The sequence below is a fragment of the Streptomyces sp. NPDC086989 genome (assembly GCF_044745505.1).
Taxonomy (GTDB): domain Bacteria; phylum Actinomycetota; class Actinomycetes; order Streptomycetales; family Streptomycetaceae; genus Streptomyces.
This window is the reverse complement of sequence record NZ_JBIVAL010000006.1, coordinates 475,733-501,135: the sequence shown is the minus strand read 5'-3', so window position 1 is coordinate 501,135 and position 25,403 is coordinate 475,733. Positions and strand designations below refer to the sequence as shown.

General features: G+C 71.1%; 20 protein-coding genes. 10 read left to right on the top strand and 10 right to left on the bottom strand.

Going from position 1 to position 25,403, the window contains the following annotated elements:
- Window positions 1-115: 115 nt before the first annotated feature.
- A complete protein-coding gene (locus tag ACIPK4_RS17905; RefSeq protein WP_402313595.1) occupies window positions 116-808 on the bottom strand; it encodes a DUF1707 domain-containing protein in 693 nt (230 codons plus the stop codon).
- 150 nt (window positions 809-958) lie between these two features.
- On the opposite strand from ACIPK4_RS17905, the gene ACIPK4_RS17900 reads away from it, so the two are divergent.
- The gene (locus tag ACIPK4_RS17900; protein ID WP_402313594.1) at window positions 959-2,629 is read left to right on the top strand and encodes a fumarate hydratase; all 1,671 of its coding nucleotides are present in this window, start codon (window positions 959-961) and stop codon (window positions 2,627-2,629) included.
- Between the two features lie 453 nt (window positions 2,630-3,082).
- Here ACIPK4_RS17900 and ACIPK4_RS17895 read toward each other — a convergent pair whose 3' ends face one another.
- Entirely contained in the window at window positions 3,083-4,651 is a 1,569-nt protein-coding gene (locus ACIPK4_RS17895; RefSeq protein ID WP_402313592.1) for a recombinase family protein, read from the bottom strand.
- Between ACIPK4_RS17895 and ACIPK4_RS17890 the strand changes: the two genes are divergently transcribed.
- Window positions 4,644-4,766 (top strand): hypothetical protein, encoded by a 123-nt coding sequence (locus ACIPK4_RS17890; protein ID WP_402313688.1) that lies wholly within the window; start codon window positions 4,644-4,646, stop codon window positions 4,764-4,766. The genes ACIPK4_RS17895 and ACIPK4_RS17890 overlap by 8 nt on opposite strands.
- A 198-nt stretch (window positions 4,767-4,964) precedes the next feature.
- On the top strand, window positions 4,965-5,729 hold the full coding sequence (locus tag ACIPK4_RS17885; protein WP_402313590.1) for a glycerophosphodiester phosphodiesterase: 765 nt from the start codon (window positions 4,965-4,967) through the stop codon (window positions 5,727-5,729).
- 68 nt (window positions 5,730-5,797) lie between these two features.
- Here ACIPK4_RS17885 and ACIPK4_RS17880 read toward each other — a convergent pair whose 3' ends face one another.
- Window positions 5,798-7,348, bottom strand: coding sequence for a ricin-type beta-trefoil lectin domain protein (locus ACIPK4_RS17880; protein WP_402313588.1), 1,551 nt, complete (start codon window positions 7,346-7,348; stop codon window positions 5,798-5,800).
- Between the two features lie 105 nt (window positions 7,349-7,453).
- On the opposite strand from ACIPK4_RS17880, the gene ACIPK4_RS17875 reads away from it, so the two are divergent.
- From ACIPK4_RS17875 to ACIPK4_RS17865, 3 genes are all read left to right on the top strand, one after another.
- Window positions 7,454-8,866, top strand: coding sequence for an aspartate ammonia-lyase (locus tag ACIPK4_RS17875; RefSeq protein ID WP_054221854.1), 1,413 nt, complete (start codon window positions 7,454-7,456; stop codon window positions 8,864-8,866).
- 103 nt (window positions 8,867-8,969) lie between these two features.
- Window positions 8,970-9,668 (top strand): DUF402 domain-containing protein, encoded by a 699-nt coding sequence (locus ACIPK4_RS17870; RefSeq protein ID WP_402313586.1) that lies wholly within the window; start codon window positions 8,970-8,972, stop codon window positions 9,666-9,668.
- 740 nt (window positions 9,669-10,408) lie between these two features.
- On the top strand, window positions 10,409-12,445 hold the full coding sequence (locus ACIPK4_RS17865) for a SpoIIE family protein phosphatase (protein WP_402313679.1): 2,037 nt from the start codon (window positions 10,409-10,411) through the stop codon (window positions 12,443-12,445).
- Between the two features lie 75 nt (window positions 12,446-12,520).
- Here ACIPK4_RS17865 and ACIPK4_RS17860 read toward each other — a convergent pair whose 3' ends face one another.
- Entirely contained in the window at window positions 12,521-14,755 is a 2,235-nt protein-coding gene (locus tag ACIPK4_RS17860) for a transglycosylase domain-containing protein (protein ID WP_402313584.1), read from the bottom strand.
- Between the two features lie 233 nt (window positions 14,756-14,988).
- Between ACIPK4_RS17860 and ACIPK4_RS17855 the strand changes: the two genes are divergently transcribed.
- Together ACIPK4_RS17855 and ACIPK4_RS17850 are read left to right on the top strand one after the other, a co-directional pair.
- Window positions 14,989-15,897, top strand: coding sequence for an SPFH domain-containing protein (locus tag ACIPK4_RS17855; RefSeq protein ID WP_054224114.1), 909 nt, complete (start codon window positions 14,989-14,991; stop codon window positions 15,895-15,897).
- The gene (locus ACIPK4_RS17850; protein ID WP_054224115.1) at window positions 15,894-16,166 is read left to right on the top strand and encodes a hypothetical protein; all 273 of its coding nucleotides are present in this window, start codon (window positions 15,894-15,896) and stop codon (window positions 16,164-16,166) included. Before ACIPK4_RS17855 ends, ACIPK4_RS17850 begins: the two co-directional genes overlap by 4 nt.
- Window positions 16,167-16,284: 118 nt before the next feature.
- Here ACIPK4_RS17850 and ACIPK4_RS17845 read toward each other — a convergent pair whose 3' ends face one another.
- Both ACIPK4_RS17845 and ACIPK4_RS17840 read right to left on the bottom strand, forming a co-directional pair.
- Window positions 16,285-17,817 carry a DUF2079 domain-containing protein gene (locus tag ACIPK4_RS17845; RefSeq protein WP_402313582.1) on the bottom strand — a complete coding sequence of 511 codons (1,533 nt, stop codon included), beginning with the start codon at window positions 17,815-17,817 and terminating at the stop codon, window positions 16,285-16,287.
- Between the two features lie 370 nt (window positions 17,818-18,187).
- Window positions 18,188-19,135, bottom strand: coding sequence for a hydrogen peroxide-inducible genes activator (locus tag ACIPK4_RS17840; protein WP_402313580.1), 948 nt, complete (start codon window positions 19,133-19,135; stop codon window positions 18,188-18,190).
- Window positions 19,136-19,326: 191 nt separating this feature from the next.
- Between ACIPK4_RS17840 and ACIPK4_RS17835 the strand changes: the two genes are divergently transcribed.
- Window positions 19,327-19,881: a peroxiredoxin gene (locus ACIPK4_RS17835; RefSeq protein WP_402313578.1), complete on the top strand. Its 555-nt coding sequence runs from the start codon at window positions 19,327-19,329 to the stop codon at window positions 19,879-19,881.
- 3 nt (window positions 19,882-19,884) lie between these two features.
- Window positions 19,885-20,424 (top strand): alkyl hydroperoxide reductase, encoded by a 540-nt coding sequence (locus tag ACIPK4_RS17830; RefSeq protein WP_054224119.1) that lies wholly within the window; start codon window positions 19,885-19,887, stop codon window positions 20,422-20,424.
- A 58-nt stretch (window positions 20,425-20,482) separates the two neighbouring features.
- Here the strand turns inward: ACIPK4_RS17830 and ACIPK4_RS17825 are convergent, their stop codons facing one another.
- From ACIPK4_RS17825 to ACIPK4_RS17810, 4 genes are all read right to left on the bottom strand, one after another.
- A complete protein-coding gene (locus tag ACIPK4_RS17825; protein ID WP_402313576.1) occupies window positions 20,483-21,166 on the bottom strand; it encodes a hypothetical protein in 684 nt (227 codons plus the stop codon).
- Window positions 21,150-22,535, bottom strand: a complete 1,386-nt coding sequence (locus ACIPK4_RS17820) for an AI-2E family transporter (protein WP_402313574.1) — start codon at window positions 22,533-22,535, stop codon at window positions 21,150-21,152. Before ACIPK4_RS17820 ends, ACIPK4_RS17825 begins: the two co-directional genes overlap by 17 nt.
- A 100-nt stretch (window positions 22,536-22,635) precedes the next feature.
- The gene (locus ACIPK4_RS17815; protein WP_376201292.1) at window positions 22,636-23,355 is read right to left on the bottom strand and encodes a transglycosylase SLT domain-containing protein; all 720 of its coding nucleotides are present in this window, start codon (window positions 23,353-23,355) and stop codon (window positions 22,636-22,638) included.
- A 423-nt stretch (window positions 23,356-23,778) separates the two neighbouring features.
- The gene (locus ACIPK4_RS17810; RefSeq protein WP_054224123.1) at window positions 23,779-25,095 is read right to left on the bottom strand and encodes a PhoH family protein; all 1,317 of its coding nucleotides are present in this window, start codon (window positions 25,093-25,095) and stop codon (window positions 23,779-23,781) included.
- Between the last annotated feature and the right edge of the window lie 308 nt (window positions 25,096-25,403).

Sequence of the window (25,403 nt, the reverse complement as noted above, 5' to 3'; positions counted from 1 at the left end):
GGCTGATTCCCGGGAGCAGTTGCCCGCACCCGGCGGCCCCGCTGCGGACCGTGCCGGGGGCGCCGGGGCCGCGCCTGGGCCGTCTGGTCCGCCCGGGCTGCGCCGGGGCCCCGGGCTAGCCGTCCAGGCGCTTGCGCAGCCTGAGGGCCAGGTCGACCAGGCGGGCGCCGAGCTTGGGCCTGGCCTCGATGTTGCCCAGCAGGGCGAAGCCGCGGACGATCACGACCGGCGCGTGCGGGTCGGTGGTCTCGGCGCGTCCCTCGCCGTGCACCTCGAAGTTGCCGAGGACCCCGCTGCCGTAGCCGCGGAGCGTGACGTTCTCCGGGACCAGGACCTCGACGTTCCCGAGCACGCTCGTCACGTTGATCTCGGTGATCTGCTGCTCGAAGACGGCCTCGGTGAGGTCGATGGTCACGTCACCCAGGACGGAGACCACGCGGGTGTGCGCCCCCGGCCGCCAGCGACCCTTGCGGGTGGAGCTGCTGCACACGGCGACCACGGTCTCCGAGACCGGGGCCACTGCGCCGGGCACCGGGGACGGCGCCGGAGCCCGTCCGTATGCGGGCGCCGCGGCGGCGCCGCCGGGCGCGGGGAGGTCCCGTACGAGCACCTCCAGCTCCCCGACCGTCTTGACGGCGTACAGGGAGTCCAGGCGGTCGGAGTGCTCCTCCGCGGTGAGCCGGCCCTCGGCGAGGGCGTCGGCCAGGATGGCCGCGATCCGGTCGCGGTCGGCGTCGGAGGCCCGCAGTTCGGCGGGGGCGGCTCCGGGGGCGGCGGCGGCCGCGGCGGGCTTCTTTTCCAGGTCCACGCCAGCCAGCATAGCGACACGCGATAGATCGCGATAGTCGGGAGTGAGCCTTACCTCACAGACACAGCCCGGGACGGAGGTCCTACGCTTGATAGCCGCGCTGCCAATTGGTCGCCAGCGCCGTCTGCCGAGTGAGGAATGACTGCCGTCATGCCAGAGTTTGCGTACACCGACCTGCTGCCCCTGGGCGAGGACACCACCCCCTACCGGCTGGTGACCTCGGAGGGCGTCTCGACCTTCGAGGCCGACGGCCGTACGTTCCTCAAGGTCGAACCCGAGGCGCTGCGCAAGCTCGCCGAAGAGGCCATCCACGACATCCAGCACTTCCTGCGCCCCGCGCACCTCGCGCAGCTGCGCCGCATCATCGACGACCCCGAGGCCTCGTCGAACGACAAGTTCGTCGCGCTCGACCTCCTCAAGAACGCGAACATCGCGGCGGCCGGCGTCCTGCCGATGTGCCAGGACACGGGCACGGCGATCGTGATGGGCAAGCGCGGCCAGAACGTCCTCACCGAGGGCGGCGACGAGGCGGCGCTCTCGCGCGGCATCTACGACGCGTACACGCGCCTGAACCTGCGCTACTCGCAGATGGCCCCGCTCACCATGTGGGAGGAGAAGAACACCGGCTCGAACCTGCCCGCGCAGATCGAGCTGTACGCGACCGACGGCGGCGCGTACAAGTTCCTCTTCATGGCCAAGGGCGGCGGCTCGGCCAACAAGTCCTTCCTCTACCAGGAGACCAAGGCGGTCCTCAACGAGGCCTCCATGATGAAGTTCCTGGAGGAGAAGATCCGCTCGCTCGGTACGGCGGCCTGCCCGCCCTACCACCTGGCGATCGTCGTCGGCGGCACCTCCGCCGAACACGCCCTGAAGACCGCCAAGTACGCCTCCGCCCACTACCTGGACGAACTCCCCCGCGAGGGCTCGGCGCTGGGCCACGGCTTCCGCGACGAGGCCCTGGAGCAGCAGGTCTTCGAACTGACCCAGAAGATCGGCATCGGCGCGCAGTTCGGCGGCAAGTACTTCTGCCACGACGTCCGCGTCGTCCGCCTGCCCCGCCACGGCGCGTCGCTGCCGGTGGCCATCGCCGTGTCCTGCTCGGCGGACCGCCAGGCCACCGCGAAGATCACCGCCGAGGGCGTCTTCCTGGAGCAGCTGGAGCGCGACCCGGCCCGCTTCCTGCCGGACACCACGGACGAGCACCTGTCGGAGTCCTCGGACGTCGTCGCCGTCGACCTCAACCAGCCGATGGACGACATCCTCGCGACCCTCACGCAACACCCGGTCAAGACCCGCCTGTCCCTGACCGGCCCGCTGGTCGTGGCGCGCGACATCGCGCACGCCAAGATCAAGGAGCTGCTGGACTCGGGTGCGGAGATGCCGCAGTACCTGAAGGACCACCCGGTGTACTACGCGGGCCCGGCGAAGACCCCCGAGGGCTACGCCTCGGGCTCCTTCGGCCCGACCACGGCCGGCCGCATGGACTCGTACGTCGAGCAGTTCCAGGCGGCGGGCGGCTCGAAGGTCATGCTGGCCAAGGGCAACCGCTCGCAGCAGGTGACGGACGCGTGCGGCCGGCACGGCGGCTTCTACCTCGGCTCGATCGGCGGCCCGGCGGCGCGGCTGGCCCAGGACTGCATCAAGAAGGTCGAGGTCCTGGAGTACGAGGAGCTCGGCATGGAGGCGGTCTGGAAGATCGAGGTCGAGGACTTCCCGGCGTTCATCGTGGTGGACGACAAGGGCAACGACTTCTTCACTTCGCGTGAACCCGAGCAGCCGACGTTCACCACCATCCCGGTGCGCGGCCCGGGCCTGGCGTAGCGGCCCGCCTGCGGGTCCACTGACCCGCGCCGCACATTCCTGCGCGCACAGAGCCCCTGGCAGCCGTCAGGGGCTCTGTCGTTGCATTATGCGACAGGGAAAGTAATCGCGGAGGTTCCGGAACTGCCCCCAGAGGATCGGTATCGCCAACCTCTAGAAATGAGGGAGCGTCAGGCGGTTTCCCCAGCCGAGGGCGGCGAAGTACACGCGGAACGCCAGAGGCCGTATGCGATGGTCTCGGGCTTTCGCCCGGCAGTCGAGCTGCGAAACCGCCCCCCAAGGGGCGCCGGGTCCAAATCCAGTCAATCAGGGTCCTTCGGTCTCTGGACGAGGTGGCGTCCTAGCGGGTGGACAACAGATGTGTTGTACCTCGGGTGGGGTGGCGAGCTCAAGGAGAGAGCATGAAGAGACCCCGGAGCGTTTACCCGCACCGGGGTCATGGGGTCAAGCCTGCTAGATCCGCTTGTAGGACTTTCGGGCCGGAAGGATGAACTCGGCCTCAGGGGCGGTCCATTCATAGCCGTCGGGTACGTGCAGGCCGGTTTCCTCAGCGATCTCGGCCACCTCAGGAACCCGAACGAGGACACGGCGAGAACCGTTCTCCGTGCTCCCGACGGTCACAGCAATCCGGTGCCGTTGCAGAAACACGCGCTTCTGCTCGTCATCCTTAGTACCCCACTCCTCGGAGTAGGTCCGTCCCGTAGCCGTCCAGGCCGGGGCATCCTCAGCGGCCTTGATCTCGGCCCGCAGTCGCTCGACCTTGGCCGACTGGAAACCGTGCTGGCCCCAGTAGCGTTCAACCTGAACATCTGTCTTTAGGCGTCCAGCGAGGTAGTCGGCTTCCAGCCTGTCCAGGATCGCCTCAGCCTCAGAAAGTTCCACTTTGGCTTGACTGATCGAATTTCCGGCCCGCTCCATCACGGGCAGCGGGCCGAGAGTGACGTTTATGAAGGAGCCCACAGCGACATCGAGGTCATCGCGGCGGATACGGTTGGGGCTGGGGCAGGTTCCGGTGTTGACGTTGTTGCAACCGTAGTAGTGGTGCACAGTGCCGTTCGCCTTCACCTTCTTATTGGAAGACATCCGAGAACCGCAACTCTGACAAGTAGCCACACCACCGAGCATCGACCTTGAAGGCGTTGCCCGTCGAACCGGACGGTCACTCTTCAGGGCGGCCACGAACTCGGACCACTCCGCGAAGTCCATCAGCGGGCTGTCGCTAATCCGGACGCTCTCACCGTTCTCGTCTACGACGTTCTCCCCCTTGTGCGTGTAGATCCCCGCCACAGTGGGGTTCATGACGATCGCGCGAATGGCGTTCGCCGTCCACGCGACGCCCCTCGGTTCCTCACCCTTGACGATTCGAAGGTGGTCCCGCCAAGTCGGGACGCCACGCTTGTTGAGATCAACGGCAATCTTGTAAGCGGACCAGTCACCCTTCAGGCGTTCCAGGATTTCACGGAACAGCTCCGCGTAACCGGGGTCCTGCACGAGCTTCTTTCCTCCGCCTTCCTGCCGCTCAAAGCGGTATCCGTACGGCTCTACGCCACCGATCCAAACACCCTTGGCCTTCCGGGCGGCCGAACCGGAGAGGGCGCGGGCCCGGATGGTGTCCAACTCACCCTCGGCAAAGGCCGCGATGATCTGAGCGAACATCTTCCCCATCGGGGTGCTCATGTCGATGCCCTCGGTCACGGAGACGATTGACTTGCCGTGCTGCTGGCACCACTCGAAGATCTCCGCGAAATGACCGGCCTTCCGGCTGAGCCGGTCCAGCTTCCAGACGGCCAGCACGTCCCACTCGTCAGCCCGCTCGGTGAACCAGGGGCCGAGGCCGGGGCGCTTGAAGGGGTGCATCGCACCGGACACGTCCAGGTCTTCGGCCCAGCCGACTATCCGGCCGTCGACGGCCGGCCCTGCGGCCCAGTGCTCGATGGCATGCCGCTGCTTCTCAGGACTGGTCGTGTCGTCCTTCAGGATCGACAGCCGGACGTTCCCCAGGACCCTCGGATGCTTGATCATGGCCGCAAGCTATCGGAGTCCCCGCGAGAAGAACAAGCCAAGCGACTTCTTCCAGAACCCGGCCCCGGAGCCGACGTTCACCCACATCCCGGTCCGCGGCCCGGGCCTGGCGTAACGCCCCGGTGCCGGGTGCGCCGCCCAGACCGCCGGCGCACCCGGCACACCCGCAGAGCCCCTGGCCCCCGGCCAGGGGCTCTGTCGCGCGCGGTTGCGGGCGGGCCGCCGGTGCTGCGATGCGATGTCACGGGGAATTCGGCCATCGGTGCGGCACGCGGTACCGGGCCGGTCACCGCATCCGGTTAACGTCTGTTCCATGACACAGCTGCTCTCCTCCGCCCGCGACGTGCGGGTCATCGCCCACCGGGGGGCCTCCCACGAGCACCCCGAGCACACCCTCGCCGCCTACCGGCAGGCCATCGCCGACGGCGCCGACGCGCTGGAGTGCGACGTACGGCTCAGTGCCGACGGGCGGCTCGTGTGCGTGCACGACCGGCGGGTGGAGCGGACCTCCGACGGGCGCGGGGTCGTCTCGGCCATGACGTACGAGGAGCTGACCGCGCTCGACTTCGGCGGCTGGAAGGGCGACGCGCACCGCGGGGCGCAGGTGCTGCTCTTCGAGGACCTGCTGAAGGAGGCGCTGGCCGCGGACCGGCCCGTCGGGCTGGCCGTCGAGACCAAGCACCCCACCCGGGCGGGCGGCCGGCTGGAGGCCGAGCTCGTGCGGGTGCTGAAGGACCACGGGCTCGCCGACGGCGCGGACGGCCGTGTCGAGGTGATGAGCTTCTCCCGCAACGCGCTGACGCGGCTGCACCGGCTGGCGCCCGGGCTGCCCGCCGTGTACCTGATCGAGCGGGCGCTGCGGCCGCCGCGGCCGCCGTTCGCGGGCCATGCCGGGCCCGGTATCGATCTGGTCCGCCGGGATCCGGGGCTGGTGGGGCGGCTGAAGGCCCAGGGGCTGCGGGTGCGGGTGTGGACGGTGGACGAGCCGGAGGACGTGGAGCTGTGCCTGCGTCTCGGCGTGGACACGCTGATCACCAACCGGCCGCGGGAGGTACGGGAGTACCTGGGCAGGCTGTGAGCCCCTGGGGCGGCACCCGGCCGGTCGCGCCGGCCGGGTGTGGGGGGTCCGGATCGTGCGGGGCGGGGTTACGCGAAGCGCTGGTTCGCGGAGCCGTTGCAGGTCTGCAGGCGCAGCCGGTCGTGGGCGGCGGCCACGGTCAGGCACATGCCGGACGCGGCGGCGGGGCGCAGGGTGGCCCCGTTGCGGGCCCATTGCTGGTTCGCGCCGCCGTGGCAGTTCCAGAGGATCAGGCCGGTACCGGCGCCGTAGTTGCCGCCCGGGGCGTCCAGGCAGCGGTCGTGGGTGAGTTCGACGTGGACGGACTTGTTCGCGGAGTCGTACCACCAGCCCTGGTTGCGGCCGCCGTGGCAGTCCCAGCCGAGGACGGCCGTCTCGTTGGCGCTGGAGCCGCCGTTGGCGTCGAGGCAGTTGCCGGTCGCCTCGTTCTTCAGCGGCCGGTACAGGTCGTCCCAGGCCCCGGCCTGGAGTACGGGCGTGCCGGTGCTGGCGGGGTCGGCGCAGGATCCCTCGCGCAGGCCGGAGTTGTAGAGCTGGGTCAGGCAGGACGCGAACGCGCCGTGGCCGCGGTAGTTGGGGTGGAAGGACTGGCGGGCGGTGTTCTCGTCCCACGGGAAGTGGTCGCCGAGGTCCAGGTAGAGGCCGCGGGCCCAGGCGTCCTCCATGCACACCTCGTGGCCCTGGAAGAGCCGCGAGTTGTCCAGGTAGGTCGCGCCCGAGGCGAGGGCGGCTTGGCGCATGCCCTTCTCGAAGGCGGGTACGGCGTGGTTGCGGCCCCAGGCGGCGTCGGAGTCGTAGCCGGCGCAGCCTCCGGGGAGCTTGCCGGGGAAGTTCGGGTTGTCGTAGAAGTCGGGCCCGATGGGGCTGGGGTAGCCCATCACGACCAGCTTGTAGTCGGAGTCGGCGTAGCCCGCGTCGCGCATGACCGTCTTGAGGTCGGCGACGGTGGCTTCGACCTTGGGTGCGAGGCCGTCGACGCGCGCCTGCCAGCTGGGGCCGTACTTGGGCTCGCAGGTGCCCTGGCTGAGCACCCAGCGGGTGACGCAGTCGGTCATGACGGGGCCGAACTGGAGGTCGTCGTTGGCGCCGGCGACGAGCAGCACCATCTTGATCTTCGTGTTGCGGGCCTTGATGGCGAGGCTGTCGCTCTGCACCAGCTCGTCGGCGTACTGCTTGCTTCCGCCGATGCGGATGTTGCCGGTGTAGCCGCCGGAGCACGCGACGTTGAAGGTCAGGTCGGCCGGGATGCCGGTCCGGTGGATCGCGGAGTCCGGGGAGCGGTGGCACTGGTTGGCCGCCGTGTTGGTCGCCGGGTCGTAGTTGCCGACGCCCTCGCCCGAAATCTCGCTGTCGCCGAGCGAGATCAGGCCGGTCTTGCGTTCGTTCAGCGGGCGGATCGCCGGGTCGCCGTAGATCTTGGTGGCCTCCGCCGCGCGGACGGCCTCCAGTTCGGGCGGGAGCGGCGTCGCCGCGGCTGCGGCGCCGGTGACGGCGGCTGCGGCGCCGGTCGCCGCGTGGGCCATGGGGGTGATGGCGCCGAGACCGCCGAGGGCGGCCGCGAGGGCGGCGACGGCGGCGAGGGTAGATCTGAGCCCGGGTCTCGTACGTACACGTGTCATGAACGTCTCCCCTGTCGGTGTTACCCCCGGTATTTACTGGCCGGTAGGGGACTTGGGAACACTTCGAACAAGACAATTGCTCAACTTTTTCAGGAGGCAACGCACATGACTGACGATCAGAACCAGGACCACCAGGACCTTTACCGGACCGAGCACGACTCGATGGGCGAGGTACGGGTCCCCGCGCACGCCAAATGGCGTGCCCAGACCCAGCGCGCGGTGGAGAACTTCCCCCTCTCCGGGCAGCGCCTGGAGCGCGCCCACATCGAGGCCCTCGCGCTCATCAAGGCGGCGGCAGCGGCCGTGAACGCGAAGCTGGGGGTGGTCGACGAGGACGTCGCCGGCGCCATCCGGTTCGCCGCCGCCGAGGTGGCCGAGGGCCGCTGGGACGAGCACTTCCCCGTCGACGTGTTCCAGACCGGGTCCGGGACCTCGTCCAACATGAACACCAACGAGGTGATCGCCACCCTGGCCGGCGAGCGGCTCGGCCGGGACGTCCACCCCAACGACCACGTCAACGCCTCGCAGAGTTCGAACGACGTGTTCCCCTCGTCCATCCACATCGCCGCGACCGCCGCCGTCACCCGCGAGCTGATCCCGGCCCTGGAGCACCTCGCCGTCGCGCTGGAGCGCAAGGCCGAGGAGTTCGCCGAGGTGGTCAAGGCCGGCCGGACCCACCTGATGGACGCCACGCCGGTGACCCTGGGCCAGGAGTTCGGCGGGTACGCCGCCCAGGTGCGCTACGGCATCGAGCGCCTGCGGGCGGCCCTGCCCCGGCTCGCGGAACTGCCGCTGGGCGGGACCGCGGTGGGCACCGGCATCAACACCCCGCCCGGGTTCTCCGCCGCCGTGATCGCCGAGGTGGCCGCCGCGACCGGGCTGCCGCTGACCGAGGCCCGCAACCACTTCGAGGCCCAGGGAGCGCGGGACGCGCTGGTGGAGACCTCGGGGATGCTCCGTACGATCGCCGTCTCCCTCACCAAGATCTGCAACGATCTGCGCTGGATGGCCTCGGGGCCGCGCACGGGATTGGCCGAAATCAATCTGCCCGATCTCCAGCCGGGCTCCTCGATCATGCCCGGGAAGGTCAATCCGGTGGTCCCGGAGGCCGTACTCATGGTCGCCGCACAGGTGACCGGGAACGACACCACCGTCGCCGTGGCGGGCGCAGCGGGCAACTTCGAGCTCAATGTGATGCTCCCTGTGATGGCCAAGAACCTGCTGGAATCGATCCGGCTGCTGGGCAACGCGAGTCGTCTGCTGGCCGACCGCACCATCGACGGGATCACCGCCAACGAGGCGCGGGCCAGGGAGTTCGCCGAGTCCTCCCCCTCCGTGGTGACCCCGCTGAACCGGTACATCGGCTACGAGGAGGCGGCCAAGGTCGCCAAGAGGGCGCTCGCCGAGCGGAAGACGATCAGGGAGGTCGTGCTGGAGTCCGGCTACGTGGACCGCGGCGACCTGACCCTGGAACAACTGGACGAGGCGCTCGACGTCCTGCGGATGACCCGGCCCTGAAAACGTTTCCGGACTGGGGCCGGATTCGGTCGTTTCTCGTCCCCGCGCACCTCCGTGACCTGCACCGCAGCGGGCGCGGGGGCCTCAGCCCTAAGATCTGCGCATGACAGGTACCGGAGGCCGCGGGGGCGGCGACGACGCGCAGGGCACCCGCTGGCGGCCCGGGGAGCAGATCCTGTGGCGCTACCGCGATCTCGCCCCGGACCTGAAGGGCGCGGTCCACATCTGCCGTCCGGTGACCGTGGTGCAGGACACCGACGAGCTGCTGGCGGTGTGGATGGCCCCGGGCACCGAGTGCGTCAAGCCCGTGCTGGCCGACGGCACCCCCGTCCACGAGGAACCGCTCGCCACCCGGTACACCGCGCCGCGCACCACCGTACGGGCGCGCTGGTTCGGCGCCGGCGTGCTGAAGCTGGCCCGGCCCGGGGACCCCTGGTCGGTGTGGCTGTTCTGGGAGCACGGCTGGCGGTTCAAGAACTGGTACGTGAACCTGGAGGAGCCGCGCACGCGGTGGTCCGGCGGGGTTGACTCCGTGGACCACTTCCTGGACATCTCCGTCTACCCGGACCGCACCTGGAGGTGGCTCGACGAGGACGAGTTCGCGCAGGCCCAGCAGTCCGGTCTGATGGACGCGGAACAGGCCCGCCGGGTGCAGGCCGCTGGGCGGGCGGCGGTTGACGTGATCAAGGCGTGGGGGGCGCCGTTCTCCGACGGCTGGCAGGACTGGCGGCCGGATTCCGCATGGGACGTTCCGGCCCTGCCCGAGGACTGGGACCGCACCCCGGCGCATATGACCTCATGAGACCCTTGATGCGCCCCCGGGGTTCAAACGTAAGATCTGCCTCCGCAGGTCGCGCGCGAGAGGGGCGCCCGGCTGCACATCCGTAAATGTCGTGCCGTACGCGGGACTTGACCGGAGGTCAACGCAGAGCGAGAGGTAACGAGCGGGACGCGGAACCGCGGGCGATGGTGCCCCCGCCGCTGAGCGGGTATACCGCGACTGACCGAGTTGAGTGCAGCGCACATCGAGCGCAAACGGACGGAATTCCACGCGTGACGGAGTACCCCACCTCGCAGGAGGGCCCGCAGCCTGCCGCGGCCGCCGCGACACCGGCCCCGGGCGGCCCCGCCGTGCCTGCGCGCGGCGCGGGTGCGGACGAACTGGGCCACGGCAAGGCCCCCGTCCCCGCGGCCGAAGCCGTACGCGGTGCGGCCGCGCCCGGCGACGAACCCGTCCGCTCGGACGTCCCGCACCCTCGTGCCGAGGGCGCGGCCGCCCCACAGGACGGCAGCCCCCGCCCGGCCCGCGGCCGCTCCCGCGCGGCCGCCGCCCAGGGCGCGGCCGGCCGCCGCGGCCGGGACGCCGAGGCGGCCCGGAACACCGCGGCGGGCGGCTCCCGTTGGCGCGACGGCGAAGCCGCACGGAACGCAGCGCACGGGGCGAGCGCCCCGGACGGGGACCCGGCCGCAGGGCGCGCCCACGAGGCCCGGGGCGAGGCCCCGGGCCGGGCCGCCGACGGCCAGGACCGGCCGGCGGCCGCGCTGCCGGGCGGCCCGCACCCCCGCACCGAACAGCCCGCCCCGGACGGGGCCGGGCCCACGGCGCGCCCCCGCACGGCCGGGGCGGAGGCCACCGCGCCCGCCGCCGCGCCCGTACCCGTCCCCGTCGACGCCGACGGGGACGGGTACGCGGACGTGGACGGCACCGGCACGGCCGGCCTCGCCCCCGGTACCTCCGGCACCGGCACCGCCGTCGACAGAGCCGGCGGGGCGTCGGACGCGGTGTCCGCGGGCGCCGACGGCCCGGCTCCGGACGGCGCAGTGGCCCGGCGCGAAGGGGACCGGCTGCGGTTCGTGGGCGCCGCGACCCGGCGGATCGCCCGCGGCATCGACCTCGACGAGATCGTGCTCGGCCTGTGCCGGGCCACCGTGCCGACCTTCTCGGACGCCATCCTCGTCTACCTGCGGGATCCCCTGCCGGTGGGCGACGAGCGTCCCGTCGGCTCGGTCGTTTTAAGGCTGCGCCGCACCGACCGGCTCCGGCCGATCGACGATCTGACGGGAGCGGAGGGCGCCGGGGCCGCGGGGGCCGCGGGCGAGCTCGACTTCAGCCAGCTGCCCATGGTCGGCCCGCAGGGTGACCTGCCCGCGGCCGAGCTGTGCGAGATCCGCCACGGCGGGGCGCTCGCCGAAGTGCTGCGCGGCGTCCGGCCCGTGTTCGGGTCCGCCGCCGGGGCCAAGGACGCGCTGCCGGAGCTGCTCGGTGCGGAGCACCCCGTACCGCGCGGCCAGCGGGCCATCCTGGCGCCGCTGCGGGGCCGCCGCCGCGTCATCGGCGCCGCGGTGTTCCTGCGCAGCCCCGAGCGGCCCGCGTTCGAGCAGAACGACCTCCTGGTCGCCGCCCAGCTGGCCACGCACACCGCGCTCGGCATCGACAAGGCGGTCCTGTACGGCCGCGAGGCGTACATCGCCGACGAGCTCCAGCGCACCATGCTGCCCGACAGCCTCCCCCAGCCCACCGGGGTCCGCCTCGCCTCGCGCTACCTGCCCGCCGCCGAGACGGCCCGGGTCGGCGGCGACTGGTACGACGCGATACCGCTGCCCGGCAGCCGCGTCGCGCTGGTCGTCGGCGACGTCATGGGCCACTCCATGACGTCCGCCGCGATCATGGGCCAGCTCCGCACCACCGCGCAGACCCTGGCCCAGCTGGACCTGCCGCCCGCCGAGGTCCTGCACCACCTGGACGAGCAGGCGCAGCGCCTGGGCTCCGACCGGATGGCCACCTGCCTGTACGCGGTGTACGACCCGGTCTCGCACCGGATCACCATCGCCAACGCCGGCCACCCGCCGCCCGTGCTGCTGCACCTCGGGGGCCGCGCGGAGGTGCTCCGCGTACCCCCCGGCGCGCCCATCGGCGTCGGCGGCGTGGACTTCGAGGCCGTGGAGCTGGACGCCCCCGCGGGGGCCACCCTGCTCCTGTACACCGACGGCCTGGTGGAGTCGCGGCTGCGCGACGTGTGGACCGGCATCGAGCAGCTGCGCGAGCGGCTCGCCACCACGGCCCAGCTGACCGGCCTGGACCACCCGCCGCCGCTGGAGGCGCTCTGCGACGACGTCCTGGACATGCTCGGCCCCGGTGACCGGGACGACGACATCGCGCTGCTCGCGGCCCGGTTCGACGGGATCGCGCCCAGTGACGTCGCGTACTGGTTCCTGGACCCGGAGGAGACCGCTCCGGGCCGGGCCCGCCGGTTCGCCCGCCGCGCGCTGACCCGGTGGGGCCTGGAGGAGCTCGAGGACTCGCTCGAACTGCTGGTCAGCGAGGTGGTCACCAATGCCGTCCGGTACGCGGAGCGGCCGGTGACGCTGCGCCTGCTGCGGACCGACGTACTGCGCTGCGAGGTCGGCGACGACTCCCCGCAGCTGCCGCGCCAGCGCCGGGCCCGGGAGACCGACGAGGGCGGCCGCGGGCTGTTCCTCGTCAACCGGATGGCCCGGCGCTGGGGCGCCACCCGGCTGAGCAGCGGCAAGGTGGTCTGGTTCGAGCTCCCGCTGCCGGGGGCGCACGACCGGCGCTGATCCCGGCCGTGACACGCCGCCGCCCCGCAGCACGGATGCTGCGGGGCGGCGGTGTGTCAGGGCGTTGTGCTCCCGCTACGGGAGCGTGAGCGGCGGGCTCTTCGACGGGTCCGGGCTCTTCGACGGGTCCGGGCTCTTGGACGGGTCCGGGCTCTTCGAGGGGCTCTTGCTCGGGCCCTGCGAACTCTTGCTGGGGTCCGGGCTGTTCTGCGACGGCGAGACCGGTGCGGACGGCGTGGAGGCGGACGTGGAGCTCGACGGGGAGCTGCTGCGGCTCGGCGCCATCGTGGGGCCCATGTTGGCCTCGGAGAGGTCGAACTCGCCGGTGTCCACGCCCTTCAGCGCGGCCAGCGTGTACGCCTTCCAGATCTCGGCCGGGAAGCTGGAACCACCCGCACGGCCACCGCCCGCGGTACCGGTGAGGGTGGTCTGCTTGGCCGTGCCGGGCTCCTCGCCGAACATCGCGACGACGGTGACGAGTTCGGGCGTGTACGCGGTGAACCAGGCGGCCACGTTGGACTCGGTGGTGCCGGTCTTGCCGGCGGCCTCGTAGGCCGAGCTGCGCACGGCCTTGCCGGAGCCGTCCTGGACGACGCCGGTGAGCACCTTGGTCACCGTGTCCGCGGTCTCACGGGTGATGGCCTGGCCGCCGACGGACTCGACCGGCTTGAAGTCGCGGTCGGCGTGCTTGGCGCTCTTGATGACCGTCGGGGTGATCTTCTTGCCGTGGGCGTCGAAGGTGGCGTAGACGCCGGCCATCTCCAGGGTGTTGGCGCTCATCGTGCCCAGCGACATGGCCGGCTTGTCCTCCGGCCAGCCCGGACGGTCCTTCATGCCGAGCTGGAGGGCCGTCTTCTTCACGGCCGGCGGACCGACGTCCACGATCATCTGGGCGTAGACCGAGTTCACGGAGGAGTTGGTGGCCGCCTGGACGGTCAGCAGCGGGTCGCCGTAGTTCGCGTTGTCCTGGTTCTGCGGTGCGAACGGGGTGTCGCTGCCGACGACGGGGCGCTTGCTGGTGCCGTCGTACAGCGCGTTCGGCGTGATGAGCTTGCCGTCGTGCGTCTTCGCGTGGTTCTCCAGCGCGGAGGCGAGCACGATCGGCTTGAACGTCGAGCCGGGCTGGAAGTCCTGGCGCAGGGCGTTGCTCGACCAGTGGTCGCCGAGGCCGGTGCCGCCGTACATCGCGACGACCGCGCCGGTCTTCGGGTCCACGGACGTGGCGCCCGCCTGCACGGCGGCGTCGACGGGCCGGTCCTTGCGGTCGAGCTTGGACTCCAGCTCGTCCTGCACGGCCTTCTCCAGCGCGGCCTGCTTCTTGGGGTCGATGTTGAGGGTGATCTCCCAGCCGCCGGCCTGGAGCATCTGGGCGGTCATATTGGTCTGCCTGCGCAGTTCGGCGTCGGCCGCCTGCTTCAGGTAGCCCTTCTGGCCCTCCATTCCGGGGGCGGCCTTGGGCTTGACCGGCTCCTGGAACTTCAGTTCCTTGCGCTTGGCGGGGTCCAGGGCGCCCATCTCGACCATGTTGTCGAGGACACCGTTGAAGCGGACCATGACCAGCCGCTTGCCGTTCGGGCCGGCGGTCGCCCAGTCGTAGTCGCTGGGCGCCTGGAGGACGGCCGCGAGGTAAGCGCCCTGCTCCAGGGTCAGCTTGTCGACGTCGACACCGTAGTAGGCCTGGGCCGCGGCCTGGATGCCGTAGGCCCCGCGGCCGAAGTAACTGGTGTTCAGGTACCCCGCGAGGATGTCCGGCTTCTCCATGCGCTGGTCGACCTTGAGGGAGATCACCAGCTCCTTGAGCTTGCGGGTCGGCGTCTGGTCCTGGTTCAGGTAGAAGTTCTTGACGTACTGCTGGGTGATCGTCGAACCGCCGGCCGTGCCCTTGCCGGTGACCGTGTTGAACAGGCCGCGCGCGATGCCCAGGAAGTCGACGCCCTGGTCCTGGTAGAAGGACTTGTTCTCGATGGCGATGAAGCCGGTCTGGACTTCCTTGGGAACCCGGCCGATCGGCACGATCTCGCGGTTCATCTTGCCGTCGCGCGCCATGATCGAGCCGTCGGCGTACTTGTAGACGTTGCTCTGCGTGAGTGCGTCGGCGTTCGGGTCGGGCTCGTCCACGTAGAAGTACAGGGCGACGAGGGCGCCCATGCCGAGCAGGACCATCCCGAAGAACGCCCCGAGGATCTTCTTCCAGGTGAAGAAGCGACGTATGCCGGCCTGCTTGCCGGTGCGCCCCTTCCCCGTGGCGCGCCCGCGCGGCGCCCGTCGCGTACTGCGCTGCTGCGCCTTACGCGCTTCTGCTCGGCCCATCGCTCCCGCTCCGCTCGATTTCCCCCCCGACGTCAGCTCAGAAAGCTAACACCGCAGGTTGTGACAAAGGTCAGCCAACCATGGCCAATATTGGTCATTTCGGACGTGAGAATCAGCACCCACATCAAGGGAACCGACGCGCGGAACGCCCGGAGGGTTGCGGCGACCCAAAAAAGTGATATCACTTTGCTAGACGGCTCGACCGGCCGCGACCAAGCGAATCGGGGCAGAACATGACGAAGACGACGGCGCCCGCCGCAGGCGTACGGGAGTTCACGGCGCGCAGCGTGGGCGGTGGACTGGCCCTGCTGCTGGGCCTGTTGGGGGCGGTGGCGGGTGCGGCTCTGATAGCCCTGGGCGTGACCGCGGGCGGGGACGTCATGCACGCGTCCCTGATACCGCCGGGCGTGCTGCTGATCATCGTCGCGGTCGTCTCGATGAGCGGACTGAACACGGTGGCGCCGGGCGAGGCCCGCGTGGTCCAGCTGTTCGGCCGCTACCGGGGGACGATCCGCACGGACGGCCTGCGCTGGGTCAACCCGCTGACGTCGCGGGAGAAGATCTCCACCCGGGTCCGCAACCACGAGACGGCCGTCCTGAAGGTCAACGACGCGTACGGCAACCCGATCGAGCTGGCCGCGGTCGTGGTGTGGCGGGTGGAGGACACCGCGCGGGCCACGTTCGAGGTGGAGGACTTCACCGAGTTCGTCGAGACCCAGACCGAGGCGGCGGTCCGGCACATCGCGATCGAGTACCCGTACGACGCGCACGAGGAGGGCGGGCTGTCGCTGCGCGGCAACGCCGAGGAGATCACCGAGAAGCTCGCGCTCGAACTGCACGCCCGGGTCGAGGCCGCCGGCGTCCACATCATCGAGTCCCGGTTCACGCACCTGGCGTACGCTCCGGAGATCGCCTCCGCGATGCTCCAGCGCCAGCAGGCGGGCGCGGTCGTGGCGGCCCGCAAGCAGATCGTCGAAGGGGCCGTCGGCATGGTCGAATTGGCCCTGACCCGGCTGGCGGAGGAGGACATCGTGGACCTGGACCCGGAGCGCAAGGCCGCCATGGTCTCGAACCTGATGGTGGTCCTCTGCGGGGACCGGGCCGCCCAGCCGGTCGTCAACGCGGGCACGCTCTACCAGTGAGTCCCGCCGGCGAGCCGCAGGACCCGCAGCCGGGCCGGGGGCGGGAGAAGGCCCCGCGGGCGGGGCGGCAGGCGCGCAAGCAGGTGCTGCTGCGGCTCGACCCTCAGGTGTACGACGCCCTCGCGCGCTGGGCGGGCGAGGACCTGCGCAGCGCCAACGCGCAGATCGAGTTCCTGCTGCGGCGGGCCCTGGCCGAGGCCGGGCGGCTGCCGGGCGGGGCCGCGCCCATCCCGCCGCGCGGCCGGCCCCGCATCCCGCCCGAGTCCTGACGGCACGGATCCGGGAACCGGCCCGCACGGCCCGCGGGGCGTGACCGGACCCGGACCGGACCAGGACCAGACCGGGGACCGGACCAGGGCCGATCAGGGCCGATCGCCGCAGGACCGATCAGGGCCGCCTCAGGAGGACGAACCCGTTCTCCTCGGCCACGGTGCGGTACCCCCGCTGCCGGGCCTGGTTGAGGGAGACGGCCTCGGCCACGGGCGACAGCGGCCAGTGCAGTTGGGGGGCCACCGCCGTGTCCACCATGATCCATTCCGGGTCGGGCCGGCTGTCGGCCCAGCCGTAGAGGCTCACGCTCGTCCGGTCCGCCAGGTGGGGCACCAGGTAGTCCGAGGCCTGGACCCTGGCGCCGTCCGGGATCCGGTCCATCAGCCGGTGAGCCACCGCCACCCGCGGATCCGTGTCCCAGAACGGCGGCTGGAGCATCTGCCCGAACGCGTGCGAGGGCAGCAGCAGGGCACAGACCCCGGCCGCCCCCGCCAGGTACCGGCGCAGTCCGGCGGCCGTCGTGCCCCGCCGGTGCAGGGCGTCGATGAAGGCCGCGAACAGGATCGGCATCAGCGTGAGCGAGTACTGGAAGCCGGTGCCCCAGTGGGACTGGTAGTCCGAGACGCCCCGCCACAGCACGGTCGGCAGGGCGATCAGGACCAGAGGCGAGCGCAGGGCCAGGAAGAGGGTCGGCGCGAGCAGCAGCGCGAGGGTCGCCACCTTGGTCTCGGGGATGACGAGTCCGATGGTGAGCTTCTGCAGCAGCGCGCCGAAACCGCCCCCGGCCGCGCCGGCGCCACCCGCACCGCCCGCGGGGCCGCCGCCCAGGAAGGCGGCGTAGAAGTACGAGCCGCTCGGGTTGAGGGCCGGCAGCCACACCAGCATGGCCAGCCCCGTGCACACCAGACCCGCCGCGGCGAGGGCGATCCCCCGCCGACGCCCGCGCCAGCCGGTGCGCCAGCCGCTGCCACGACTGCCCTGCCAGGCGATGACCAGGCCGATCGCCGCCACGGTGAGCCCCATGTCCTCCTTCACGAGCACCAGCGGCAGCGCCCACAACGCCGCCGCGCGCCGCCGTCCCTCGCCCAGCGCGGCGAGCGAGCAGGCCAGGAGCGGTACGGCGAACGCCCATTCGTGGAAGTCGAACCCGACGGCGCTGGCAATGCCCCACGAGAGCCCGTAACAGACCCCGAGGACCAGGGCGGCGGTGGAACCCAGCGCCCGGCGCGCCCACTGGGCGAGCGGCAGGACGCTGACGGCGATCAGCGCTGCCTGCGCGACCAGCAGGGTCCGCGCCGACGGCCACAGCCAGTACAGGGGGGCGAGCGTGACGAGGACCGGCGAGAAGTGATCGCCGAGGACGGGGAAGTCCGGCCCCTTGACCTCGGAGACGGGCAGGTGACCCTCCGCGTAGGAGCGGACGGCCTGCTCGAAGATCGCCAAGTCGAAGCTGTGCGACAGCAGCCGCTCATGGGTGCGCAGCGACAGCAGCATGTAGACGAGGAAGAGCCCCGAGGCCATGGCCCACATCCACCAGGCGGGCCCGGCCCCCTTGCCGAGGGGTTCGCCGGAGGGCTGGGAGGCCGTCCGGGCGGGCTCGCCCGACTGCTGGGGCGGGAGGGCGGCGACATCGGTGGGGGGTGCGTGCATGGCGCGCCTTTCGAGAGCTTCCGGGAACAGGGCCCTTTGCCCTCAAACTGCCAGCCGCTCCCGGGCACCGCGGCGAACCGTCGCGCGCGGGGCGAAAGTCCCTACGAATGGCCGCAGGGCGGGCGGGACGCCGACGCCGGCGTCACCGAAGTCGAGGGCCGGCCCCCGCCCGGGAGGCCCGAGCCGCGCTGCGGTCGACGCTCCGCGCCAAGGCCGTCCTCGCCCTGCCCGCCGGACGCAGCGCCGTCTCCACCGGCCCCGCGCGCCCGGTGCGGCGCCGTCCCGGATGACCGGCGTACCGGTCCGGATCGGCCGGGCCTCGGTGCCCGCCCCGGCGGGTCCGCCCTGCGCGACGGGCCACAGGTCCGTTCTACGCGGCGGGCCACACCGGGAGCGGGCGCACGGCCTCGCGCAGGGCGCCGGCGATGGCCCGGAACTCCTCCTGGCGGGCCGTCCCCGTGCGCATCGCCAGCGCGATCCGCCGCGAGGGCGCGGGCTCGGCGAAGTAACCCGTGGCCAGGTACTCGTTGCGGGCGGTCTCCAGCCGCAGCGCGGTGCGCGGCAACAAGGTCACCCCCATTCCCCCGGCGACCAGTTGTACGAGGGTGGACAGCCCGGCGGCGGTCGTGGTGACGTCCGCCCCGTCGGTCCGCCCCGCCTCGCGGCAGATGTCCAGGGCCTGGTCGCGCAGGCAGTGCCCCTCGTCGAGCAACAGCAGTTGCAGGCCCCGCAGTTCCTCCCGCGGAATGTCCTTGCGGCCGGCCAGCGGGTGTTCGCGGGGCGCGAGGAAGACGAAGTCCTCGTCGAAGACCGGCAGTTCGGTGACCCCTGGGACACCCAGCGGCACCGCGAGCAGCAGCAGGTCGAGCCGCCCGGCGGCCAGCCCGTCCAGCAGCGAGGAGGTCTGCTCCTCGTGCACCTGGAGGTCCATCCGGGGGTAGCGGCGGTGGAACAGCCCGAGGACGGTCGGCAGCAGGTAGGGCGCGACCGTCGGGATCACCCCGAGCCTCAGGATCCCGGTGAAGGGGGCCCGTACCGCCTCGGCCTCCTCCAGCAGCCCGCCCATGGCGTCGAGGACCGCCCGGGCCCGGGCGGCGATCCGCTCACCCGCGGGGGAGAGCAGCACCTTGCGGGTGGTGCGCTCCAGGAGCTGCACGCCGAGGGCCTCCTCCAGGGCGGAGACGGCGCCCGAGAGCGCCGGCTGGCTCATCCCGATGGCCGCGGCGGCGTCCCTGAAGTGCAGGTGTTCGGCCACGGCGGCGAACGCGCGCAGCTGTGCGAGCGTCGCCTGCTTCGCTCCCCTGTTGCCGACAGCCACTGATAGGCACCTCCGATCACCGACCACAAGGCTAGCTGCGCCCGCGCGCACATTGATAGGGAAGCCTGATCAGCGCGACCACCCTTTGCGATTTCCGCGATCAATGATGCCTGTGCCAGCATGTGAGACCGTCCAACCCCTCAGGGAAAGCCCCCAAAAGGGACCCCTTTCCCGTCGCGCAAGGAGAGCACGTGCTCACTGTCGGTGACAAGTTCCCCGCCTACGATCTGACCGCTTGCGTCTCGCTGGAAGCCGGCAGCGAGTTCGCCCAGATCGACCACAAGACCTACGAGGGCAAGTGGCGCGTGGTGTTCTTCTGGCCGAAGGACTTCACCTTCGTCTGCCCGACCGAGATCGCCGCCTTCGGCAAGCTGAACGACGAGTTCGCCGACCGCGACGCCCAGATCCTCGGCGTCTCCGGCGACTCCGAGTTCGTCCACCACGCCTGGCGCAAGGACCACGCCGACCTGCGTGACCTGCCCTTCCCGATGCTGGCTGACTCCAAGCACGAGCTCATGCAGGCCTGCGGCGTGCAGGGCGAGGACGGCTTCGCGCAGCGCGCCGTGTTCATCGTCGACCAGAACAACGAGATCCAGTTCACGATGGTGACCGCCGGTTCCGTGGGCCGTAACCCCAAGGAGGTCCTGCGGGTCCTCGACGCCCTGCAGACCGACGAGCTGTGCCCCTGCAACTGGAACAAGGGCGAGGGCACCCTGGACGCCGGCGCGCTGCTGGCCGGTGAGTGACGGATGTCCCTCGACTCCCTCAAGTCCGCCATACCGGACTTCGCCAAGGACCTGAAGCTGAACGTCGGCTCGGTCATCGGCAACCAGGACACCCTCTCGCAGCAGCAGCTGTGGGGCACCGTCCTGTCCTGCGCGATCGCCGCCCGCTCCCCGCGCGTCCTGCGTGAGCTGGAGCCGGAGGCGAAGGCGGCGCTGTCGCCGGAGGCGTACACCGCCGCCAAGTCCGCCGCCGCGATCATGGCGATGAACAACGTCTTCTACCGCACCCGCCACCTGCTCTCCGACCCGGAGTACGGCACGCTGCGGGCCGGTCTGCGGATGAACGTCATCGGCAACCCGGGCGTGGAGAAGGTCGACTTCGAGCTGTGGTCGCTCGCGGTCTCCGCGATCAACGGCTGCGGCCAGTGCCTGGACTCGCACGAGCAGGTCCTGCGCAAGGCCGGCGTCGACCGCGAGACGATCCAGGAGGCCTTCAAGATCGCCTCGGTGATCCAGGCCGTCGCGGTCACGCTCGACGCCGAGGCCGCCCTCGCCGCCGAGTAGAACCCGGTACGCGCACCAGGGCCCCCGCAGCCGTTCCCGGCCGCGGGGGCCCTGTCGTTCACTTCCGCAGCGCCGCCATGAGGGCGCGCATGTCCTCGAGCATCGCCGCACGGACGGCGTCCTCGTCCGGGTCCGCGGTGTCCGGCCCCCCGTACCACTGAACGGTGAGGCTGAAGACGGCGCCCCCGTCGAGCACTTCGAGCCGTGAACCGCCGACCCGGCTGGTGAGCAGCGCCCGTTCGCCGAGTCCGGGGACCTGCTCCACCTCGCCGCCCGAACCGGCCATGGCCCCGATGCCCCCGAGGCCGGTGGGGCCCGCACCGAACTCCGTGCGGGGATCGTCCTTCTTGTGCAGCTGGACCAGCACCTCGGCATCGAACGACAAGCGGCCTTCGGTGTACGGCGCGCCGTGCGCGCAGTACGCCCAGTCCAGCGCGGGGTGCTCCTCGTGACGCCCGTAGTCCCCCGTGAGCTGCGTGGTGGACGCGGACACCGCGGGCAGCTTGAGCTTGCACAGGTCCTCGACGTGCCGGTAGGCGATCCGCGGCGCGGCGTCGCTGAAACGATCCTGCACCGTCAGGACACCGGCCCAGACGACCGAGGCCGCCACAGCCCCGCCGAGGGCCCATGACCAGGCCCTGCGGGGTCCCCGTACCCGCTCACGCGGAGCCTCGGGCTCCACCGCCGGGCCGGGCGGCCGGCCGGCCTCCCACTGCCCGTCGAGCTCAGGCTCGCTGATCATGCCCGGGGTCATGGAGGGCCTGCTCCACGGCCGTCGACCCGTGCGGGCCGGGACCGGCCGGGGCGGCGCCGTGGAGGAGCTGGTCGCGCGAGTAGGCCCTCAGGTAGACGACCACGGTGTTCGTGACGGCGACCAGCGGAACGGCGACCACCGCTCCGCCGATGCCCGCGATCATGCCGCCCGCGGCCACCGACAGCACCACCGCGAGCGGATGCACCCGTACCGCCCGGCCCAGGATGAACGGCTGGAGCACGTGCCCCTCGATCTGCTGCACCGCCAGCACCACGGCCAGCACCATCAGCGCGGTCCACGGCCCCTGCGTCACCAGGGCGACGACCACCGCCAGGGCCCCGGAGACCACCGCGCCGACGAGCGGGATGAACGCGAACAGGAAGATGAACACGGCCAGCGGCACCGCCATCGGCACCTTGAGGAAGTAGATGCCGAGACCGATGAAGATGGCGTCGATGAGGGCGACGAGCACCGTGCCGCGCACGTACGCCGTCAGCGTGCGCCAGGCGCGCGGACCGGCGCCCGCGACACCGGGCCGGGCAGCGGCCGGCACCAGGCCCTGCACCCAGGTCCAGATGCGCTTGCCGTCGTAGAGCAGGAACAGCGTCGAGAACATCGCGAGCAGGATGCCCGTGAGCACCTCGACGAGGACCGTCACGCCCTGGAGGCCGGCGGAGGTGATCTGCTCGGTGTTGGTGCCGATGGTCTCGCTGAGGTTCTTCGCGATGTCGTTGATCTGCTTCTCGGTCACGTGGAACGGACTGTCCAGTGCCCAGAGTTTGAGCTCGTTGATGCCGTCGCGGACGCGGGCGGAGAGATCGTCCAGGTTCTCCATGACCTGCCAGACCACGAACCAGCCCACCAGGCCGATGATCACGAACCCGAGGATCGCGGTGACGGCGGTGGCGAGCCCGCGCGGCAGCCCGAGGCGGCGCAGCCGCACCACGAACGGCTGGAGCAGCGCGGTGACGAGCAGGGCGGCCGCGAAGGCGAGGACGACCAGGCGGACTTCGCTGATCACCTTCATCACCACCCAGAGCATCCCCGCGAGCAGCAGCAGCCGCCAGCTGACCTCGGCGGCGACCCGCATCCCCCACGGGACGACGCTCACCGGGTCGGGGCGCCCGCCCTGGACGGGTGGGTACGGGTGGGCCGGGTGCCCGGGGTGTACGGGGTGCTCGGCGGCGGTGCCGGGTGACGGGGTGGCCGGAGCCGCCGGGACACCCGCGGCGACGGCCGGCACGGGCACGGGGACGGCGTTCTCCGCCTCGACCTCGGCCCGCCGCTCGTTGAGCCGCGCCTCCATGCGGCTCAGCCTGTTGCCGAGCCGGCCGATCCAGCCTGCCCTCTTCGTCATGTCTTTCCTCTCCCCCGCCCGTGGACCCACCTCGAAAGACCGTACACGCGAGGAGCCCCGCACCGTATGACGGTGCGGGGCTCCTCGAGGTTGAGCGGTACTAGTACCAGCCGTTGGCCTGGTGGAAGCTCCACGCGCTGCACGCGCTGCCGTAGCGGCCGTTCATGTAGTTGAGGCCCCACTGGATCTGGGTGGCCGGGTTGGTGCGCCAGTCGTCGGCGACCGAGGACATCTTCGAACCCGGCAGGGCCTGGACCAGACCGTACGCGCCCGAGGACGAGTTGACGGCCTTGTAGTTCCAGGTGGACTCCTCGTTGATGATGTTCGAGAAGCACTGGAACTGCCCGGCCGGAACGATCTGGCGGGCGATGTCCTTGACCTGGGCGACCGTGTAGGAGCTCTGGACGGCGAAGTCCCCGGCGCTGCGGGCGGCGGAGCGGCTTGCGATCTGCTCCTTCTCCTCGCGGTCCTTCTTCGCCTTCTCGTCGGCGGCCTTCTGCGCCTCGGCCTTCTTGGACTTGGCGTCCTCGGCGGCCTGGATGCGGGCGGCTTCCTCGGCGACGCGCTTGGCGTCGGTGTCGGCGCCCTGGGCGATGGCGTCGGCCTGCTGCGTCAGGGACGCGTTCTGGACCTGCGCCTGCTCGCCGACCGGGATGTCGCTGAGGAGGGTCGCCCCGGACGCGGTGGTCTCGAGATCGTTCGAAGCTGCGGGGTCGCCAGCGGCAACGCCCACGACTGCGCCGACGGTGGTGACTGCGGTGGCCGAAGCCACTGCGAATCCCCGGACCGAGATCCGGCTCACACGGTGTCCTTCCAGCAGCGTCCGCAGTGACCGGGCGGGCGCAATAGTGCCCCTTGACACTGGCCTCCGTGGTGCTGCGATCACTGGAGACGCGGGCCCGTGGGCAACTCCCTTGCGGGGGCTGCCGCGTGAAGCTCGGGCGGCATACGGCGAACGACTGTGGAGTTGTGGTGCTGCGGTCGTACCTCACGGGAGGTACTGGGGTCCCCCCGGACGAAGTCCGGGGGAGTGCCGTATGCGGGGCCTGACGGAAAACAGACTCTGCCGGACCCGTGCGCCGCAAGGCAATTCTCCATTGCGTGGGAAAGGTCACACCTGGCATGCTGCCGTTGTTTTCGACAAAGGCCTGTGCAGCACGACGCCGCCCGGCTAGGCTCTCGGGCCTTTGCCGGGCGGCCCCAACTCTCGCTCCCGCTATGGGGGTTTTGCCCCCGTTCCCGGTTACAGGGATTCGAGCATCTCGGTGACCAGTGCGGCGATCGGGGAGCGCTCGGAGCGGGCGAGCGTGACGTGGGCGAAGAGCGGATGCCCCTTCAGCTTCTCGACGACGGCGACCACTCCGTCGTACCGGCCGACCCTCAGGTTGTCCCGCTGGGCGACGTCGTGGGTCAGAACGACCCGCGAATTGGCCCCGATCCGGGACAGAACGGTCAGCAGGACATTGCGCTCCAGCGACTGCGCCTCGTCCACGATCACGAAGGCGTCGTGCAGCGAACGCCCTCGGATGTGCGTGAGCGGCAGGACCTCCAGCATCCCGCGGTTCAGCACCTCCTCGATGACCTCGCGCCCGGCCACCGCCGAGAGGGTGTCGAACACCGCCTGCGCCCAGGGGCTCATCTTCTCGTTGGCGTCACCGGGCAGGTAGCCGAGGTCCTGGCCGCCCACCGCGTACAGCGGCCGGAAGACCATCACCTTCTGGTGCTGCCTGCGCTCCAGCACCGCCTCCAGGCCCGCGCACAGCGCCAGCGCCGACTTTCCGGTGCCGGCCCGGCCGCCCATGGAGATGATGCCGATCTCCGGGTCGAGCAGCAGGTCCAGGGCGATGCGCTGCTCGGCGCTGCGGCCGTGCAGCCCGAAGGCCTCGCGGTCGCCCCGTACGAGCCGCACGTTGCCGTCGGGGGTGACCCGGCCCAGGGCCTTGCCGCGTTCGGACTGGAGGACCAGTCCGGTGTGCACCGGCAGTTCGGCGGCCTCCGGTACGTAGAGCCGCTCCTCGGAGTAGAGCAGGTCGACCTGCTCCCCGGACAGCGCGAGCTCGCTCATGCCGGTCCAGCCGGCATCGGTGATCGCGAGCTCCGCCCGGTACTCCTCGGCGAGCAGCCCCACGGAGGAGGCCTTGATGCGCAGCGGGAGGTCCTTCGAGACGACCGTGACGTCGTAGCCCTCGGCCTGGAGGTTGCGGGCGACCGCGAGGATGCGCGAGTCGTTGTCCCCCAGTCGGAAGCCGGCCGGCAGGACACCGGGGTCGGAGTGGTTGAGCTCGACACGCAGGGTGCCGCCCAGATCGCCCAGCGGGATGGGTGCGTCGAGGCGACCGTAGCGAACCCGGACGTCGTCGAGCAGGCGCAGGGCCTGACGGGCGAAGTAGCCGAGTTCGGGATGGTGCCTCTTTGCCTCCAGCTCGGTGATCACCACGATCGGGAGCACGACCTCGTGCTCGTCGAAGCGGGAGATCGCGTTGGGGTCTGCCAGCAGGACGCTGGTGTCGAGGACGTAGGTCCGCCTGTCGGGCAGGCGGCGCTTTGTGCTGGTCACCACGGAAGGACGTACCCCCTCGGAAGAGGTCGGGCCATGAAGACCGGACCGGTCATCGGCACCCATGCAGGGGCCGATTTCCGGCCCTCCCACTCCGTCCGTGCGATGGCACGTTCGTCCTGGCGCAAAGGGCCTCCCGGGCGGACGGCCCCATGCCGTCCGCTGAGACTCGACACCCGTGGATCGGGCATCGACCTGAAAGGGATATTCCCCGATCAGGCCCGGCCATGCCATGGCATATGACGGACGCTCGGTGAATCCCTGGTGAAGGCCTTGCCCCGAGGACTGGAGGGGGTGGAGGGGCTGCCGGG

What these genes read in the sequence shown, in the direction of transcription:
- ACIPK4_RS17885 (WP_402313590.1), top strand. Translation starts at nt 4,965, where the DNA reads ATGACACAGCTGCTCTCCTCCGCCCGCGACGTGCGGGTCATCGCCCAC.
- ACIPK4_RS17845 (WP_402313582.1), bottom strand. Translation starts at nt 17,817, where the DNA reads ATGCACGCACCCCCCACCGATGTCGCCGCCCTCCCGCCCCAGCAGTCG.
- ACIPK4_RS17895 (WP_402313592.1), bottom strand. Translation starts at nt 4,651, where the DNA reads ATGATCAAGCATCCGAGGGTCCTGGGGAACGTCCGGCTGTCGATCCTG.
- ACIPK4_RS17820 (WP_402313574.1), bottom strand. Translation starts at nt 22,535, where the DNA reads ATGACGAAGAGGGCAGGCTGGATCGGCCGGCTCGGCAACAGGCTGAGC.
- ACIPK4_RS17900 (WP_402313594.1), top strand. Translation starts at nt 959, where the DNA reads ATGCCAGAGTTTGCGTACACCGACCTGCTGCCCCTGGGCGAGGACACC.
- ACIPK4_RS17880 (WP_402313588.1), bottom strand. Translation starts at nt 7,348, where the DNA reads ATGACACGTGTACGTACGAGACCCGGGCTCAGATCTACCCTCGCCGCC.
- ACIPK4_RS17825 (WP_402313576.1), bottom strand. Translation starts at nt 21,166, where the DNA reads ATGATCAGCGAGCCTGAGCTCGACGGGCAGTGGGAGGCCGGCCGGCCG.
- ACIPK4_RS17875 (WP_054221854.1), top strand. Translation starts at nt 7,454, where the DNA reads ATGACTGACGATCAGAACCAGGACCACCAGGACCTTTACCGGACCGAG.
- ACIPK4_RS17870 (WP_402313586.1), top strand. Translation starts at nt 8,970, where the DNA reads ATGACAGGTACCGGAGGCCGCGGGGGCGGCGACGACGCGCAGGGCACC.
- ACIPK4_RS17860 (WP_402313584.1), bottom strand. Translation starts at nt 14,755, where the DNA reads ATGGGCCGAGCAGAAGCGCGTAAGGCGCAGCAGCGCAGTACGCGACGG.
- ACIPK4_RS17830 (WP_054224119.1), top strand. Translation starts at nt 19,885, where the DNA reads ATGTCCCTCGACTCCCTCAAGTCCGCCATACCGGACTTCGCCAAGGAC.
- ACIPK4_RS17855 (WP_054224114.1), top strand. Translation starts at nt 14,989, where the DNA reads ATGACGAAGACGACGGCGCCCGCCGCAGGCGTACGGGAGTTCACGGCG.